Raw genomic sequence first — 16,982 nt, 5'->3', positions numbered from 1 at the left:
AAGGTAGGATATAATAGGAGTGTACCAAAAAAGCAGCTTTAATCTGAAAGGAAAGATTACGATGAAAAATATTGTTTTAGTATGTGCGGCAGGGATGTCAACAAGCCTTTTAGTAACAAAAATGCGTAAAGCAGCAGAAGCACGTGGAGAAGAATGTGAAATCGAAGCGTACTCTATCGCTGAAGTAAGTAATTTAATTGATGATGCAGATGTAGTACTTTTAGGACCACAAGTGCGTTATCAGAAGAAAACAGTTGATGAATTAGCTGCTGGTAAAATTCCAGTAGATGTAATCGACATGGCCGCTTACGGTACGATGAACGGGGAAAAAGTACTTGGCCAAGCATTAGATTTAATTGAAGGTTATCAAAAATAAATACTAAAAAACCTGTGTGGCGGATTTCGCCACACAGGTTTTTTAACTTTCTTGAGTAAGTAAGCCATCTTCCATACGATACACATGATTAACTAAATCTAGCATCCGTTCATCATGGGTAACCATAATCGCAGTCCGGCTAGTTTGTACTACTTCATCACGAAGCAACGTCACAACTTCACGACTTCTTGCTGTATCAAGGCTGGCAGTTGGCTCATCCGCTAAAATAACAGATGGCTGATTAATAAGTGCACGAGCAATTGCGACACGTTGCTTTTGCCCACCTGATAAATCTTTTGGAAAAGCGTTTGCCCGGTCAGCAATTCCAAGTTGAGCAAGCAAGGCAGTAGCTTCTTTTTCTAATTCAGCAGCATTTTTCCCAGCCATTTTTCCAATAAAGCCAATTTGATCCTTCACACGTAAGTAAGGGACAAGGTGAGCAGCTTGGAAAATAAAGCCGATTTCTTCTAAACGAAGCGAAGTTTGCTCTTTTGCCGATAAATTACTAATGGACTTATCATTAATCGAAATAGTTCCGCCAGTAGGTGTTAAAAGTGCACCTGCAAGAGAAAGTAATGTACTTTTACCAGAACCACTTGGGCCAACAATCGCAATAAGCTCGCCTTTCTTTGCTTCAAAGTTCGTTTCCTTCAGTGCGTGAATAATTGAAGGACCGGACGGGTAATCTTTATAGACATTTTCAAACGATAGTAGAGTTTCCATTATTCATCACCTCCTCGAATAGCATCTAATGCGTCTACTTTAGCAATTCGTCTAAGTGATAAAAGTGCTCCAATTAAAGCAACTAAGAAGAATATTCCACTGTAAAGCGCAATTGTCATGGAACTTAGTCTAAATGGCATCGCTTCAGGCATAATACTTGGTAAAATGAGTGTTACGCCCACGCTGATTAAAATACTGATAAGCGAAATAATCACCACTTGAGTAACAATGCTTTTCGCTAAATAACTTGTTTTCGTGCCGAGCGCTTTTAAAATACCAAACTGGGTCGTTTTTTGTAGCGTCATTACATAGAAGAAAGCTGTTAGAATAAATCCGCCAATAACAATCAAGAAATAAATCATCATGTTAAGCGTCATTTGTTCAGCAGAATACCCAGGGATTTGATTTAAAAAGCCTTTGTGGTCAATCGTTGTTAAATCTTTATCTGAAAGTGTTACCCCTTTGTCTGGATTGTCTGTTTTAATGGCAATCGTACTTGTTTGTGGGATTTTTTGGTGATATAAAACAGGATTTATTTCTTGCCAAGTTGCGATGTTAAGATAAACAACTGGCGCATGGCTGTATTTTTGGTTTTCTGTAAAACCAACTACCGTAAGTTCTCTGTTTAAAATATCATCCATCAAAATGTCGCCGATTTTAATTCCGTCTGATTTAAGAGAAGAATCGACTACAATTTCATCTGGTTTGGTTACCTGTATGCTATTTCCTTCTGAAATTTTTGGAGCAAGGAAACTATCTGGTTGAATACCGAAAAGCGCCACACTGAACTTTTTGTCATCGCTTTCCCGTTTTAATGTTTGCATGGATTGTCCAAGAACCGCAGCGTCTTTTACATTCTCGTCCTTTTTCACTTCTGCAAGTTTGGATTCTGGAAACTGTGAGCGAGATAATTTGTCTTGGGCGTCTTTGCTGAGAACATAATATGGAACCCCGTTATCTGCAACGGATGAAGCATTATCGTAGGCAAGTCCATTTGCTAGCCCAGATAAAATAAGTGATAGTAACATAATTAAAACCATGATGCCTGTTACTAAAATATAGCGCAACTTAGAATAAACTAATTCGCGAAGACCTAAAAACATCGGTTATACCAACTCCTTTAATTTATGTAAGAAAGGGATGAAAAAATTTTCATCTCTCTTGCTTTCCAAACATTAGTATAACAAAGCTAACTCCATTTGACTAAAAAAAGAAACCAAACAAATTCCGTTTAGTTTCTTTATTTTTACTATTTTTTAAGACCTTTAATAAGAAGTTTTACGCCTTTTTCAAGTGTTTCTTTTGGGCAGGCAATATTGAGGCGAACAAACCCTTTGCCTGAATAACCAAATCCTGATCCCATTTGAACACCAACACCTGCTTCAATTAAATCAGCATAAATGGCTTTTTCATCTTTAGGTAATGAACGGCAATCAAGCCACATTAGGTAAGTAGCTTCTAAATCTGTGACACCGACTTCTGGAACTTCTTTTCCAAGACTAGTTTTTACATATTCATAATTACTGTAAATATATTCCTTAAGCTCGTTAAGCCAAGGAGCCCCGTAGCGATAAGCTGCTTCTGTACCAACAATTCCAAAAACGTTAAGCTCGTTTGTAGTGGCATATTTTTGTTCTGCGGCAAATTTTTCTTGGTAATCTTTATTCGTAATAATATAGTAGGAAGCTTTAATTGCTGCCAAATTGAATGTTTTTGTTGCTGCCATTAATGTGATAATTTGGTCAGCATAAAACGGTGCTGCAACCATCATTGGAATATGTTTGTGAGGCTTCATAACTAAATCGGCATGAATTTCATCAGAAACAATCGGGATTTGGTATTTTTCGCAAAGTTTAGCTAACTGCACTAATTCCTCTTTTGAAAAACAACGACCACCTGGGTTTTGGGGATTACACAGTAAGAATAGTTTTACATTTTCCTCTTTTATACGAGTTTCTAAATCATGAAAATCCATATGATATTGGTGATTTTCATATACTAAAGGAGACATCACTACTTTTCGTTCCGTTGCTTTTGTTACATGGAAGAAAGGCGGATAAATTGGCGAGACCATCAGTACCGCATCACCTTTATTAGTAAGCGAACGAACCGCGAGTGAAATTGTCGGAACAACTGCCCCATTAAAAAAAAGTGTACTAGGATCAATTTCGAACTGATGCTGTTCTTTGTTCCAATTAATAACAGCATCGACAAGCCTCTCTGATTTTGTTGAATAACCAAAAATTCCGTGATCGATTTGACGCTGGAAAGCATCAAGTACAGGTTTTGGCGCACGGAAATCCATGTCTGCTACCCACATGGGGATAATATCTTTACGACCAAATAATTCTTCTGCCCCGTCCCACTTTTCTGAATTAGTTCCATTACGCGGAATGACTTCATCAAATTGACTCAAATATGCCACACTCCAATCTTTTTATTCTTATTAATTATAGCATAAAGGTAGTCCCGAAGCTTGCTCCAAAAGGATTTAGAATAATTGTTAAAGTCTCAGCTAAATGTTATAATTTTAAAATATTGTAACACTAGAAAGCGGGTGGAATGAAGATGAGTACATTCAAAGTAGGAGAAGTAGTTTCTGGGAAAATCGCAGGAATTCAAAGTTACGGGGCGTTTGTAGCATTAAATGATTCTACACAAGGTTTAGTCCATATTTCAGAAATTACGCATGGTTTTGTAAAAGACATCCATGATTTCTTAGAGGTAGGGCAAGAGGTCAAAGTGAAAATTTTAGATATTGATGAAGAAAAAAACAAAATCAGTCTCTCTATTAGAGCTACCGAAGACGCACCAAAAGAACAACCAGCCAAAAAGAAAAACGTATCAGCTGGTGAAAATGATGAAGGGTTCAACACACTGCGAGATAAATTAGAAGAATGGATAAAAAAAGCAGATAAATAATCTCAATCAACCTACAATAAGACCGAATTTGGTCGAAGTTGCTAGGCTGTCAATTTAATTGACTAATATTTTAGAAAAAGGGAATAGATAGTAGTAATTTTCTATTTACTTAGAAAAATAAGCTAGTTAACAAAGGGGGATTTTTGTGAAAAGGTCTATTCATGTGCAAGCATTTGTTTATAATGAGAAGAAAGATGAGGTATTGGTAGTGAGAAATCGCAATATGATTTGGACATTTCCAGGCGGGCAAGTAGAACCCGACCAAACAATGGAAGAGGCTATCGCTAACAAAGTAAAAAGCCAAACGAATATAGATGTGAAAGTCGAGTCCATTTTGTCCTGCAAAGAGCGACGTGCTACTTGGGAGCATGTTTGTACGTTCGTCTTTCGGGCAAAACCAACTGGAGACATAGCAGCTGTCGAACATGGCGATAGCGTTTTCCATGTAAAATGGCTTCCGATTCCACTTGCAGATGATTTATTAAATATAGACCAATTAACTTTAAATGAACTGCTTAGAAGCGAAGGCGTCCTATATGAAAACTATACCTAATTTCCAAAAAGGGTGAAAAATAACAGATGTCAAGTCTTGCTAAAAAGCACTGATTGAGATAAAGTTAATAAAGAAACTTTTTTTAAATTTGGAGGGAAAATGATGACACATATTAAATTTGATTATTCCAAAGCGCTCCGTTTTTTTGAAGAACGCGAACTTGATTACCTTGAACCAGCAGTAAAAGCAGCACATGATACATTACATAATGGCACTGGTGCGGGAAGTGACGCACTTGGTTGGATTAACCTGCCAACAGATTACGACAAAGAAGAATTTGCTCGTATCAAAAAAGCAACAGAAAAAATTCACAGCGATTCAGAAGTATTAATCGTTATCGGTATCGGCGGTTCTTATCTTGGAGCACGCGCAGCTATCGAAACATTAAATCATTCCTTCTATAATGTACTTGAAAAAGGTGCTCGCAAAACACCACAAGTATTTTTTGCAGGAAATAGCATTAGCTCTTCTTATTTACATGACTTAATTGAAGTAGTTGGCGATCGTGATTTCTCTGTTAATGTTATTTCTAAATCCGGAACTACGACAGAACCTGCAATCGCTTTCCGCATTTTCAAAGAACTATTAATTAAAAAATACGGAGAAGAAGGCGCTAGAAAACGTATTTATGCAACAACTGATAAAGCAAAAGGCGCTCTAAAAACACTATCTGATAACGAAGGCTATGAAACATTTGTTGTTCCTGATGACGTTGGTGGACGTTTCTCCGTTTTAACAGCAGTTGGCTTACTTCCAATCGCGGTTAGCGGTGTTGATATCGATGCTTTAATGAACGGGGCAGCAGCAGCAAGTAAAGATTTTGCTAAACCAGAACTAAAAAACAATATTGCTTATCAATATGCAGCAGCTCGTAACGTCCTTTACCGTAAAGGAAAAGTAACTGAACTTCTAATTAGCTATGAACCAGGTTTGCAATACTTTAACGAGTGGTGGAAACAATTATTCGGCGAAAGTGAAGGGAAAGACAAAAAAGGTATCTACCCATCCAGCGCTAACTTTTCCACTGATTTACATTCGATTGGACAATATATCCAAGATGGACGTCGTAACCTATTTGAAACAGTTGTGAAGGTGGACAAACCACGCCACAATCTAACTATCAATAAAGAAGAAGTAGATTTAGATGGTCTTAACTATCTTGCGGGTGAAACAGTTGATTTCGTTAACACAAAAGCTTTTGAAGGTACACTATTAGCTCATACAGACGGTGAAGTGCCAAACTTTGTTGTCGAAGTACCTGAACTAGATGCGTATACATTCGGCTACCTAGTATATTTCTTTGAAAAAGCAGTAGCGATCAGTGGCTACCTTAATGGCGTAAATCCGTTTGACCAACCGGGAGTAGAAGCATATAAAGCAAATATGTTCGCTCTTCTTGGCAAACCAGGATTTGAAGAGAAAAAAGCAGAACTAGAAAAACGCTTAAACGACTAATTTTCAAAAGCAAAACCTTGGAGCCTGCGCTTCAAGGTTTTTTGTTTGTTTGCGATTTTTCTCTATTGGAGTTACCATATAAGAAAACAAAAGGAGGAGAAGAAGTGTTATCGATTGAACGGAAACGAGCCATTGTCCAATACGTTAAAAGCCGGAAAATAGCAACTGTCAGCGAATTAGCTAAACATTTCGAAGTTCATGAAGCCACCATTCGCCGCGATTTAACATCCCTAGAAAAAGATAAAAAACTAAAAAGAACGCACGGCGGTGTAATGATCGAAGAAAAAGTAGTTTCCGAACCCAACTGGAAAAAACGCAGTGAAGTCCGCTATGAAGAAAAGCAACGAATCGCTACTTTGGCTGCTACGATGGTCAAAGATGGAGACACAATCATCCTAGATGCCGGAACAACAACCGGGCATATCGCAACAGCTTTAAAAGATCGCTCGAAGCTAACAGTTATTACAAATGATATTAATGTTGCTTCTATTATGCGCTTCTCCCCATCTAAAGTAATTGTAACCGGCGGAGTTATTTATCCAGAGACATTCATACTAAATGGCATGATAACGAGCGGAACATTACAAAGCATCCATGTACACAAAGCATTTGTAACGACACCGGCACTTGATATTGACAAAGGCTTAATGCATTATGACGAATACCTTATTCCAGCCAAACAACAAATGCTCCATTCTGCTGATGAAGTGATTTTAGTCACCGATCATACGAAGTTCGGTCGTATTTCATTATACAAATATGCTGCACTTGATGAAATTTCTTCAATAATCACTGGGAAAGAAATAGATCCGGTCTTAAAGGGGCATTTTGAAGAAAAAGGAATGCAAATTTATACCACTTAATGTTTTTTTGTTAGAAAATCCGCATTTTTACATGTTTTTATACATCCAAAATATCTTTTTTCATCTTTATTTAAAAAACTTGTTAAAAAGTATTGACGAAAGGCAAAAATCTTGGTATATTTATAAACGTTGCTGATGCGGACAAAACGCTTTCGCAGCAAAAGAAAATGACCTTTGAAAACTGAACAAAGAAGAAGACGAAAAGCAATGAGACGTAAAGTCTCACTGGTAATCGCAGGGCAGAAAACAGAAAGCTGTTTTCAACAAAACAAACTAGTAATTTAATTGCTAGCGAAGTCAATTTGACGCAAGGAATCTTATTCACGGTGTTGAATAAGTATTCAAATTCAATTTATATTTTAAAGAGAGTTTGATCCTGGCTCAGGACGAACGCTGGCGGCGTGCCTAATACATGCAAGTCGAACGAACGGAGGAAGAGCTTGCTCTTCCAATGTTAGTGGCGGACGGGTGAGTAACACGTGGGCAACCTGCCTGTAAGTTGGGGATAACTCCGGGAAACCGGGGCTAATACCGAATGATAAGTAGTGACGCATGTCATCACTTTGAAAGATGGTTTCGGCTATCGCTTACAGATGGGCCCGCGGTGCATTAGCTAGTTGGTAGGGTAAAGGCCTACCAAGGCAACGATGCATAGCCGACCTGAGAGGGTGATCGGCCACACTGGGACTGAGACACGGCCCAGACTCCTACGGGAGGCAGCAGTAGGGAATCTTCCGCAATGGACGAAAGTCTGACGGAGCAACGCCGCGTGTATGAAGAAGGTTTTCGGATCGTAAAGTACTGTTGTTAGAGAAGAACAAGGATAAGAGTAACTGCTTGTCCCTTGACGGTATCTAACCAGAAAGCCACGGCTAACTACGTGCCAGCAGCCGCGGTAATACGTAGGTGGCAAGCGTTGTCCGGATTTATTGGGCGTAAAGCGCGCGCAGGCGGTCTTTTAAGTCTGATGTGAAAGCCCCCGGCTTAACCGGGGAGGGTCATTGGAAACTGGAAGACTGGAGTGCAGAAGAGGAGAGTGGAATTCCACGTGTAGCGGTGAAATGCGTAGATATGTGGAGGAACACCAGTGGCGAAGGCGACTCTCTGGTCTGTAACTGACGCTGAGGCGCGAAAGCGTGGGGAGCAAACAGGATTAGATACCCTGGTAGTCCACGCCGTAAACGATGAGTGCTAAGTGTTAGGGGGTTTCCGCCCCTTAGTGCTGCAGCTAACGCATTAAGCACTCCGCCTGGGGAGTACGACCGCAAGGTTGAAACTCAAAGGAATTGACGGGGGCCCGCACAAGCGGTGGAGCATGTGGTTTAATTCGAAGCAACGCGAAGAACCTTACCAGGTCTTGACATCCTTTGACCACTCTGGAGACAGAGCTTTCCCTTCGGGGACAAAGTGACAGGTGGTGCATGGTTGTCGTCAGCTCGTGTCGTGAGATGTTGGGTTAAGTCCCGCAACGAGCGCAACCCTTGATTTTAGTTGCCAGCATTTAGTTGGGCACTCTAAAGTGACTGCCGGTGCAAGCCGGAGGAAGGTGGGGATGACGTCAAATCATCATGCCCCTTATGACCTGGGCTACACACGTGCTACAATGGATGGTACAAAGGGTCGCGAAGCCGCGAGGTGGAGCCAATCCCATAAAACCATTCTCAGTTCGGATTGTAGGCTGCAACTCGCCTACATGAAGCCGGAATCGCTAGTAATCGCGGATCAGCATGCCGCGGTGAATACGTTCCCGGGCCTTGTACACACCGCCCGTCACACCACGAGAGTTTGTAACACCCGAAGTCGGTAGGGTAACCTTTTAGGAGCCAGCCGCCGAAGGTGGGACAGATAATTGGGGTGAAGTCGTAACAAGGTAGCCGTATCGGAAGGTGCGGCTGGATCACCTCCTTTCTAAGGAAAAGGAAACCTGTGAGTTTTCGTTCTTCTCTGTTTGTTCAGTTTTGAGAGGTCACTCTCTTAGATGTCAGATAAAGTACGCACGGCGCGTTGCCTTGGGCAAAGAGCCACTACATTATTGACGGGCCTATAGCTCAGCTGGTTAGAGCGCACGCCTGATAAGCGTGAGGTCGATGGTTCGAGTCCATTTAGGCCCACTTTTTCTTTCTGACAGAAGAAACACTGTATAACCTATTTAAGGGGCCTTAGCTCAGCTGGGAGAGCGCCTGCTTTGCACGCAGGAGGTCAGCGGTTCGATCCCGCTAGGCTCCACCAAAATTGTTCTTTGAAAACTAGATAAGAAAGTTAGTAAAGTTAGCATAAATAGGTAACTATTTATGACACAAGTAACCGAGAATCATCTGAAAGTGAATCTTTCATCTGATTGGAAGTATCATCGCTGATACGAAAAATCAGAAAAACAACCTTTACTTCATCGAAGTAAATTGGTTAAGTTAGAAAGGGCGCACGGTGGATGCCTTGGCACTAGGAGCCGAAGAAGGACGGGACTAACACCGATATGCTTTGGGGAGCTGTACGTAAGCGTTGATCCAGAGATTTCCGAATGGGGGAACCCACTATCTTTAGTCGGATAGTATCCTTACGTGAATACATAGCGTGAGGAAGGCAGACCCAGGGAACTGAAACATCTAAGTACCTGGAGGAAGAGAAAGAAAAATCGATTTCCTGAGTAGCGGCGAGCGAAACGGAAAAAGCCCAAACCAAGAAGCTTGCTTCTTGGGGTTGTAGGACACTCTATACGGAGTTACAAAAGAAAGTTATAAATGAAGCGGTCTGGAAAGGCCCGCCAAAGACGGTAACAGCCCGGTAGTTGAAATAGCTTTCCCTCCAGAGTGGATCCTGAGTACGGCGGAACACGTGAAATTCCGTCGGAATCCGGGAGGACCATCTCCCAAGGCTAAATACTCCCTAGTGACCGATAGTGAACCAGTACCGTGAGGGAAAGGTGAAAAGCACCCCGGAAGGGGAGTGAAACAGTTCCTGAAACCGTGTGCCTACAAGTAGTTAGAGCCCGTTAATGGGTGATAGCGTGCCTTTTGTAGAATGAACCGGCGAGTTACGATTTGTTGCAAGGTTAAGCGGAAAAAGCGGAGCCGTAGCGAAAGCGAGTCTGAATAGGGCGAATAAGTAACAGGTCGTAGACCCGAAACCAGGTGATCTACCCATGTCCAGGATGAAGGTAAGGTAATACTTACTGGAGGTCCGAACCCACGCACGTTGAAAAGTGCGGGGATGAGGTGTGGGTAGCGGAGAAATTCCAATCGAACTTGGAGATAGCTGGTTCTCTCCGAAATAGCTTTAGGGCTAGCCTCGAGGTAAAGAGTCATGGAGGTAGAGCACTGTTTGGACTAGGGGCCCTTCTCGGGTTACCGAATTCAGATAAACTCCGAATGCCATGTACTTATACTCGGGAGTCAGACTGCGAGTGATAAGATCCGTAGTCGAAAGGGAAACAGCCCAGACCACCAGTTAAGGTCCCCAAATATATGTTAAGTGGAAAAGGATGTGGGGTTGCTTAGACAACCAGGATGTTGGCTTAGAAGCAGCCACCATTGAAAGAGTGCGTAATAGCTCACTGGTCGAGTGACCCCGCGCCGAAAATGTACCGGGGCTAAACATATTACCGAAACTGTGGATGAACCTCTTATAGAGGTTCGTGGTAGGAGAGCGTTCTAAGGGCGGTGAAGTCAGACCGGAAGGACTGGTGGAGCGCTTAGAAGTGAGAATGCCGGTATGAGTAGCGAAAGAAGGGTGAGAATCCCTTCCACCGAATATCTAAGGTTTCCTGAGGAAGGCTCGTCCGCTCAGGGTTAGTCGGGACCTAAGCCGAGGCCGATAGGCGTAGGCGATGGACAACAGGTAGAGATTCCTGTACCAGTGCTAATTGTTTAACCGATGGGGTGACACAGAAGGATAGGGAATCGCACGAATGGAAATGTGCGTCCAAGCAGTAAGTGTGAGAAGTAGGCAAATCCGCTTCTCGCGAAGCATGAGCTGTGATGGGGAAGGAAATGAAGTACGGAAGTTCCTGATTTCACGCTGTCAAGAAAAGCCTCTAGGAAGAGTAGTACTGCCCGTACCGCAAACCGACACAGGTAGATGAGGAGAGAATCCTAAGGTGAGCGAGAGAACTCTCGTTAAGGAACTCGGCAAAATGACCCCGTAACTTCGGGAGAAGGGGTGCTCTATTAGGGTGCAAGCCCGAGAGAGCCGCAGTGAATAGGCCCAGGCGACTGTTTAGCAAAAACACAGGTCTCTGCAAAACCGTAAGGTGACGTATAGGGGCTGACGCCTGCCCGGTGCTGGAAGGTTAAGAGGAGTGCTTAGCTTCGGCGAAGGTACGAATTGAAGCCCCAGTAAACGGCGGCCGTAACTATAACGGTCCTAAGGTAGCGAAATTCCTTGTCGGGTAAGTTCCGACCCGCACGAAAGGCGCAACGATCTGGGCACTGTCTCAACGAGAGACTCGGTGAAATTATAGTACCTGTGAAGATGCAGGTTACCCGCGACAGGACGGAAAGACCCCGTGGAGCTTTACTGCAACCTGATATGGAATGTTTGTACCGCTTGTACAGGATAGGTAGGAGCCGAAGAGACGTGTGCGCTAGCATACGAGGAGGCAATGGTGGGATACTACCCTGGCTGTATGACCATTCTAACCCGCCACGCTTAGCGCGTGGGGAGACAGTGTCAGGTGGGCAGTTTGACTGGGGCGGTCGCCTCCTAAAGAGTAACGGAGGCGCCCAAAGGTTCCCTCAGAATGGATGGAAATCATTCGCAGAGTGTAAAGGCACAAGGGAGCTTGACTGCGAGACTGACAAGTCGAGCAGGGACGAAAGTCGGGCTTAGTGATCCGGTGGTTCCGCATGGAAGGGCCATCGCTCAACGGATAAAAGCTACCCCGGGGATAACAGGCTTATCTCCCCCAAGAGTCCACATCGACGGGGAGGTTTGGCACCTCGATGTCGGCTCGTCGCATCCTGGGGCTGTAGTCGGTCCCAAGGGTTGGGCTGTTCGCCCATTAAAGCGGCACGCGAGCTGGGTTCAGAACGTCGTGAGACAGTTCGGTCCCTATCCGTCGCGGGCGCAGGAAATTTGAGAGGAGCTGTCCTTAGTACGAGAGGACCGGGATGGACACACCGCTGGTGTACCAGTTGTTCCGCCAGGAGCATCGCTGGGTAGCTATGTGTGGCAGGGATAAACGCTGAAAGCATCTAAGCGTGAAGCCCCCCTCAAGATGAGATTTCCCATTTCTTCGGAAAGTAAGATCCCTGAAAGATGATCAGGTAGATAGGTTTGGAGTGGAAGTGTAGCGATACATGGAGCGGACAAATACTAATCGATCGAGGACTTAACCAAAAAATGAAACGAAGTTACCTAACTGAACCCTTTCTTCTCTAGTTTTGAGAGAGCAATCTTTCAACAATTCAATATTGTCTGGTAGTTATGGCGAGAAGGTCACACCCGTTCCCATCCCGAACACGGTAGTTAAGCTTCTCTGCGCCAATGGTAGTTGGGGGCTTCCCCCTGCGAGAGTAGGTCGCTGCCGGGCAATTAATTATTCCACAGTAGCTCAGTTGGTAGAGCAATCGGCTGTTAACCGATCGGTCGCAGGTTCGAGTCCTGCCTGTGGAGCCATTTTCTGGAGAGCTGTCCGAGTGGCCGAAGGAGCACGGTTGGAAACCGTGTAGGCGGTGTAAGCTGTCTCAAGGGTTCGAATCCCTTGCTCTCCGTTTACACACGTAATAGTAAGAAATATTTTTCCTAGGCCCGTTGGTCAAGCGGTTAAGACACCGCCCTTTCACGGCGGTAACACGGGTTCGATTCCCGTACGGGTCATTTATTACTAAATTTTTTAAAGACATTTCTTTGTTTTTAGAGTAAAATAGTAATTATGGAGGTTTAGCTCAGCTGGGAGAGCATCTGCCTTACAAGCAGAGGGTCAGCGGTTCGATCCCGTTAACCTCCACCATTAGTTTTTTTGTAATAATATTGTCGCGGGGTGGAGCAGTCTGGTAGCTCGTCGGGCTCATAACCCGAAGGTCGTAGGTTCAAATCCTGCCCCCGCAATAGAGTGGTTCCGTGGTGTAGGGGTTAACATGCCTGCCTGTCACGCAGGAGATCGCGGGTTCAAATCCCGTCGGGACCGCCATTATGGCTTGGTAGCTCAGTTGGTAGAGCACTTGATTGAAGCTCAAGGTGTCGGCAGTTCGATTCTGTCCCAAGCCACTTTTTTCTTTTATTTAATATGGAGGGGTAGCGAAGTGGCTAAACGCGGCGGACTGTAAATCCGCTCCTTCGGGTTCGGTGGTTCGAATCCACTCCCCTCCACCATTTTAGGGGCATAGTTTAAAGGTAGAACTGAGGTCTCCAAAACCTCCAGTGTGGGTTCGATTCCTACTGCCCCTGCCATATAATAAAATAACGGCGGGTGTGGCGAAGTGGTTAACGCACCTGATTGTGGTTCAGGCACTCGTGGGTTCGATTCCCATCATCCGCCCTTTTTAAAAATTTTATCTATTATAATTGTTGGGCCATAGCCAAGCGGTAAGGCAACGGACTTTGACTCCGTCACGCGTTGGTTCGAATCCAGCTGGCCCAGTTGATGCGGAAGTAGTTCAGTGGTAGAACATCACCTTGCCAAGGTGGGGGTCGCGGGTTCGAACCCCGTCTTCCGCTTTTTAATTTAAAATCGTGTGGCGCCATAGCCAAGTGGTAAGGCAGAGGTCTGCAAAACCTTTATCACCGGTTCAAATCCGGTTGGCGCCTCCATTTGCATAATTAATGTTTTAAAGTTATAATTTAATATATTGTTACGCCGGCGTGGCGGAATTGGCAGACGCGCTGGACTCAAAATCCTGTGCCCGCAAGGGCGTGCCGGTTCGACCCCGGCCGCCGGTATATTAGAACTTCAACACTTTTATAAGTGCTGGAGTTCTTTTTTGTGTTGGATATTTTTAGCGGGAGCATAAATTTTCATCATTAAATCAATACTAGCTGAAGTTGTAATAATGTAGTATACGCCGTAGTTTTTGCAGATACATATTTAAGAAAGCAATTACGAAGCAATCAGGTAACGTATTATTAAAAAACAAATTTAAATTCGATTGACATTTATATGTGATTGATTTAACATATAAAAGGCCGGAAAATAAATGAAATTCATTTTTTACGGAGAGGATAACTATGCTTACTAATTATATTGAGAAAGATATTAAACGGAAGTGTTTGATTTGTGATTTTCTACTTAAAAATAAGCATACGAATTTGGATGAAGTAGCAGAATATATGGGGACTTCGCGTGTTACGGTGAAATCGGATATTCAAACGTTAAATGAAGAATTAGCTGATTTAGTGACAATTCAAATGAAGCCTTGCCATGATAACTTGGTTTACCAATGTCAGTTGCAAAATGGAGTGACAGAACGACAGGCATTACATAAACTATATGACACGTCCATGTTCTTGAAATGCTTGGCCTTTTTAGTTACAAATGAGGATTCTAAAAGTTTTACGGATTTTATGGATCAGTATTTTATTTCCCATTCACATGCTTATCGGCTGAAACACAAAGTTGAGGCATTTTTAGCAGAAATAGATCTGTTACTAGAAAATAATTTGATTACAGGAAAAGAATATCGAGTCCGCTATTTGATTGCACTTCTGCAGGCTGAGTATGGAATCCTTATTGTTCCACTTTTAGATAAGGAAAAAAGAATAGTGGATGATTTCATGTCGGTGCTTAATAGGCGGATAAATGTGGACAATTTAGCACATAATGCGGAAGGACATGAATATTTTAGAGTGCTTATTTCGATGGTTTTTAAAAGAGATATTCCGACAAGTGCGATAATTTTGGATGAGCAATGTCAAAAATATATTGAGTCTTCTCGTTTTTTGGATATGGTGAAAGAAAGTAGTAAAGAGACATTAGAAAAAGAGCTGGGTTATGCTTTTTCGTATAATGATTATCTTTATTTAATGTTGATTTATTATTCGACTAATTTCAGTATTGTGGATGCTTCAATGAAACGAATGGAGTTAGAGCAATTTAATGCACTTATTTTAAAAGAAGCTGATTTGCAGTGTTTAGTTGGTTTATTTGAAACTTATTTTGGAACAGAAGTGGTGAATCATTCACTTTTTCGAGTGGCGCTTTGTTATTTTTTGAAGAAAACATTGTTTGATTTGCAAGGGCTCATTCCGAGTAATGAACGGTTGCTTGATAAAAAATACCAGCCACTTTACTTGGTCGTAAAAAATGTGTTGGAGCGTTGGAATGAACTTAGTGATCGCCATACATTATTAATTGATTCGCATATTCATTATTTAACGATTCATTTGTATCCGCTAATCTATAAATGGGATAATCCAGTACCAATTTGCATTTTCTCGTTTAACCTAATTAATTTTGAGTCTTGTAAATTTCAGGTGGAGCAGGAGCTTGGTCGTAAAGTGGTAGTAAATGAGACGATGTTTAACTCTGTGGAGGAGCTGAATTTGGTTTTACAGGAATCTCCTATGCGTACGATTGTGCTTTGTCATCCGCAGTGTGAGGTGACATTAAAAAATTCAGTGGAAAATGGGATAGTTATTCCAATTTCGCTTGGTTTTTTTGACCGGGATTTGGAAGATGTGGAAAATGCGATTCAGTCACTTCGGATGGAAGAATATGAAAAAAGGCTAGCCTGTTTGAAGAGCTAGCCTTTTTCTTAGTGCGTGAAGCCATGAACACCGGATTGCTGTTTATTATGGAAAAGGATGTGGGCGTTATTTAGTTCGTGAATGGAAGCATTGAAATCTTGGATAAATTCTTCAGCCATATTGAAACCAAGATCAGCGCGACAAACATAACGTTGAATAATGATGTTTTCTAAATTTTTTGGTAGTGGATAAGCTGGGACTTGCCATCCGCGCATTTGCAAACGGTCAGCTAAATCATAAAGCGTCCAATCAACGTTTGCATCCTCTTTTAATTTATAGCAGACAATTGGTAAATGGGAACCGTCATTATAAATATCGAAATAGCCTGTTGCTTCTACAGCGTTTGCTAGATACTGAGCTACATCACTTGTTTTTTGGTGAATGGTCCGGTAGCCTTCAAAGCCATAGCGTAGGAAATTATAATATTGGCCGATAATATGGCTAGCACTCCTAGAGAAATTGATTTGCATTGTTGGCATTTCTCCGCCAAGGTAACTAACTTTGAAAATGAGTTCTTTTGGCAAATAGCTTTCATCTTTCCAAAGCACCCAGCCGATACCAGGATAAACTAATCCATATTTATGTCCAGAAGTGTTAATAGAGATAACATTTTTTAAACGGAAGTCCCAAATGATGTCCGGTTCCACAAATGGGGTAAAGAAGCCTCCGCTTGCTGCATCAACGTGGATGTAAACTTTGTAATCTGTTTGGCTGTTGTATTGTTCGATTTTCTCATTAAGGGCGTAGATGTCATCGTAACGTCCTGTGTAGGTAATACCAAGGATACCGACGACGCCGATAGTATATTCATCAATATAATCTAGTACTTGGTCGGTATTTAGTTGCATATGGTCTCTATCCATTGGCACGACCCGCATGTCAATATCCCAGTAAACACAGAATTTTTCCCAACAAACTTGGTAACCGGAAGAAATGACAAGGTTTGGTTTTTTCGCATGAATATCTAGGCCTAGCTTTTCTGCACGATTTCGCCAAGCAAATTTCATCGCCATTCCACCTAACATACAAGCTTCACTAGAGCCAATTGTAGAAGTTCCCATGAATTTTTGTTCTTTTGGTGCGTGCCATAAATCTGCAATAATATTAACGCAGCGATTTTCAAGTTCCGCTGTTCGTGGATACTCCGATTTATCAATGGCATTTTTTTCTAAGGTTTCGGACATTAATTTGGTAGCTTCATCTTCCATATATGTTTGGCAAAAAGTAGCCAAATTTTGACGAGCAGATCCTTCATCTAATAGTTCATCTTTCACTAATCGATAAGCGATACGAGGTTCTAAAGGTTCTTTTCCAAGAGTATATTTTGGAATATCACAATCCTCTGCGCTGGATCCAAAAATGGGTTCTAAATAACTTTCTTGATTTTCTTTACTATATAACATGATTTTTT

Annotated in this window: 10 protein-coding genes, 16 tRNA genes and 3 rRNA genes; 25 read left to right on the top strand and 4 right to left on the bottom strand. The window is 42.3% G+C overall.

The genetic code is table 11. The annotated features are described in order from the left end of the window. Nucleotides 1-61 precede the first annotated feature (61 nt). Entirely contained in the window at nucleotides 62-376 is a 315-nt protein-coding gene (locus tag CKV67_RS11960; protein ID WP_014093610.1) for a PTS sugar transporter subunit IIB, read from the top strand. A gap of 42 nt (nucleotides 377-418) precedes the next feature. On the opposite strand, the gene CKV67_RS11955 is transcribed toward CKV67_RS11960, so the two are convergent. The 3 genes from CKV67_RS11955 to CKV67_RS11945 all read right to left on the bottom strand — a co-directional run bounded on the left by CKV67_RS11955 (nucleotide 419) and on the right by CKV67_RS11945 (nucleotide 3,515). Next, entirely contained in the window at nucleotides 419-1,099 is a 681-nt protein-coding gene (locus CKV67_RS11955) for an ABC transporter ATP-binding protein (protein ID WP_003749317.1), read from the bottom strand. Next, nucleotides 1,099-2,202, bottom strand: coding sequence for an ABC transporter permease (locus CKV67_RS11950; RefSeq protein WP_014093609.1), 1,104 nt, complete (start codon nucleotides 2,200-2,202; stop codon nucleotides 1,099-1,101). Before CKV67_RS11950 ends, CKV67_RS11955 begins: the two co-directional genes overlap by 1 nt. Nucleotides 2,203-2,348: 146 nt before the next feature. Next, complete coding sequence (locus CKV67_RS11945; RefSeq protein WP_025280071.1) at nucleotides 2,349-3,515, bottom strand: MalY/PatB family protein; 1,167 nt, start codon at nucleotides 3,513-3,515, stop codon at nucleotides 2,349-2,351. Nucleotides 3,516-3,667: 152 nt separating this feature from the next. Between CKV67_RS11945 and yugI the strand changes: the two genes are divergently transcribed. From yugI to CKV67_RS11825, 24 genes are all read left to right on the top strand, one after another. Beyond that, nucleotides 3,668-4,021 (top strand): S1 domain-containing post-transcriptional regulator GSP13, encoded by a 354-nt coding sequence (gene yugI / locus CKV67_RS11940; RefSeq protein ID WP_014093607.1) that lies wholly within the window; start codon nucleotides 3,668-3,670, stop codon nucleotides 4,019-4,021. Between the two features lie 145 nt (nucleotides 4,022-4,166). Then, on the top strand, nucleotides 4,167-4,574 hold the full coding sequence (locus CKV67_RS11935) for an NUDIX hydrolase (protein ID WP_014093606.1): 408 nt from the start codon (nucleotides 4,167-4,169) through the stop codon (nucleotides 4,572-4,574). 102 nt (nucleotides 4,575-4,676) lie between these two features. After that, the gene (locus CKV67_RS11930; RefSeq protein ID WP_014093605.1) at nucleotides 4,677-6,029 is read left to right on the top strand and encodes a glucose-6-phosphate isomerase; all 1,353 of its coding nucleotides are present in this window, start codon (nucleotides 4,677-4,679) and stop codon (nucleotides 6,027-6,029) included. Between the two features lie 104 nt (nucleotides 6,030-6,133). Continuing rightward, nucleotides 6,134-6,892 (top strand): DeoR/GlpR family DNA-binding transcription regulator, encoded by a 759-nt coding sequence (locus CKV67_RS11925; RefSeq protein ID WP_014093604.1) that lies wholly within the window; start codon nucleotides 6,134-6,136, stop codon nucleotides 6,890-6,892. Nucleotides 6,893-7,250: 358 nt separating this feature from the next. Further along, nucleotides 7,251-8,800: ribosomal RNA gene (locus CKV67_RS11920) — 16S ribosomal RNA — on the top strand. Nucleotides 8,801-8,929: 129 nt separating this feature from the next. Continuing rightward, nucleotides 8,930-9,003: transfer RNA gene (locus CKV67_RS11915), tRNA-Ile, on the top strand. 42 nt (nucleotides 9,004-9,045) lie between these two features. Next, nucleotides 9,046-9,121: transfer RNA gene (locus CKV67_RS11910), tRNA-Ala, on the top strand. Nucleotides 9,122-9,293: 172 nt separating this feature from the next. Then, a 23S ribosomal RNA gene (locus CKV67_RS11905) occupies nucleotides 9,294-12,226 on the top strand. Between the two features lie 77 nt (nucleotides 12,227-12,303). Beyond that, a 5S ribosomal RNA gene (rrf, locus tag CKV67_RS11900) occupies nucleotides 12,304-12,419 on the top strand. Together the 16S, 23S and 5S rRNA genes with 16 tRNA genes alongside form the textbook arrangement of a ribosomal RNA operon. Before the next feature lie 10 nt (nucleotides 12,420-12,429). Further along, nucleotides 12,430-12,505 (top strand) — tRNA-Asn (locus CKV67_RS11895). A 6-nt stretch (nucleotides 12,506-12,511) separates the two neighbouring features. Then, nucleotides 12,512-12,600: transfer RNA gene (locus CKV67_RS11890), tRNA-Ser, on the top strand. A gap of 34 nt (nucleotides 12,601-12,634) precedes the next feature. Beyond that, a tRNA-Glu gene (locus CKV67_RS11885) sits at nucleotides 12,635-12,706 on the top strand. A gap of 57 nt (nucleotides 12,707-12,763) precedes the next feature. Beyond that, a tRNA-Val gene (locus tag CKV67_RS11880) sits at nucleotides 12,764-12,839 on the top strand. Nucleotides 12,840-12,863: 24 nt separating this feature from the next. Next, a tRNA-Met gene (locus CKV67_RS11875) sits at nucleotides 12,864-12,937 on the top strand. 6 nt (nucleotides 12,938-12,943) lie between these two features. Then, nucleotides 12,944-13,019, top strand: a tRNA-Asp gene (locus CKV67_RS11870). Between the two features lie 4 nt (nucleotides 13,020-13,023). After that, a tRNA-Phe gene (locus tag CKV67_RS11865) sits at nucleotides 13,024-13,096 on the top strand. A 21-nt stretch (nucleotides 13,097-13,117) separates the two neighbouring features. After that, nucleotides 13,118-13,201 (top strand) — tRNA-Tyr (locus CKV67_RS11860). A gap of 4 nt (nucleotides 13,202-13,205) precedes the next feature. Next, a tRNA-Trp gene (locus tag CKV67_RS11855) sits at nucleotides 13,206-13,279 on the top strand. 15 nt (nucleotides 13,280-13,294) lie between these two features. Next, nucleotides 13,295-13,367 (top strand) — tRNA-His (locus CKV67_RS11850). Between the two features lie 30 nt (nucleotides 13,368-13,397). Further along, nucleotides 13,398-13,469: transfer RNA gene (locus CKV67_RS11845), tRNA-Gln, on the top strand. 5 nt (nucleotides 13,470-13,474) lie between these two features. Further along, nucleotides 13,475-13,546 (top strand) — tRNA-Gly (locus tag CKV67_RS11840). A 19-nt stretch (nucleotides 13,547-13,565) separates the two neighbouring features. Next, nucleotides 13,566-13,639: transfer RNA gene (locus CKV67_RS11835), tRNA-Cys, on the top strand. A 45-nt stretch (nucleotides 13,640-13,684) separates the two neighbouring features. After that, nucleotides 13,685-13,768: transfer RNA gene (locus CKV67_RS11830), tRNA-Leu, on the top strand. Nucleotides 13,769-14,053: 285 nt separating this feature from the next. Next, on the top strand, nucleotides 14,054-15,571 hold the full coding sequence (locus CKV67_RS11825) for a helix-turn-helix domain-containing protein (protein WP_014093603.1): 1,518 nt from the start codon (nucleotides 14,054-14,056) through the stop codon (nucleotides 15,569-15,571). 8 nt (nucleotides 15,572-15,579) lie between these two features. On the opposite strand, the gene CKV67_RS11820 is transcribed toward CKV67_RS11825, so the two are convergent. Continuing rightward, on the bottom strand, nucleotides 15,580-16,974 hold the full coding sequence (locus CKV67_RS11820) for a glutamate decarboxylase (RefSeq protein WP_014093602.1): 1,395 nt from the start codon (nucleotides 16,972-16,974) through the stop codon (nucleotides 15,580-15,582). Between the last annotated feature and the right edge of the window lie 8 nt (nucleotides 16,975-16,982).

The sequence above is a fragment of the Listeria ivanovii subsp. ivanovii genome, assembly GCF_900187025.1.
In the GTDB taxonomy this organism is placed as follows: Bacteria; Bacillota; Bacilli; order Lactobacillales; family Listeriaceae; genus Listeria; species Listeria ivanovii.
The sequence above is the reverse complement of the archived record's forward strand: the minus strand, read 5'-3'. Positions and strand labels throughout refer to the sequence as shown.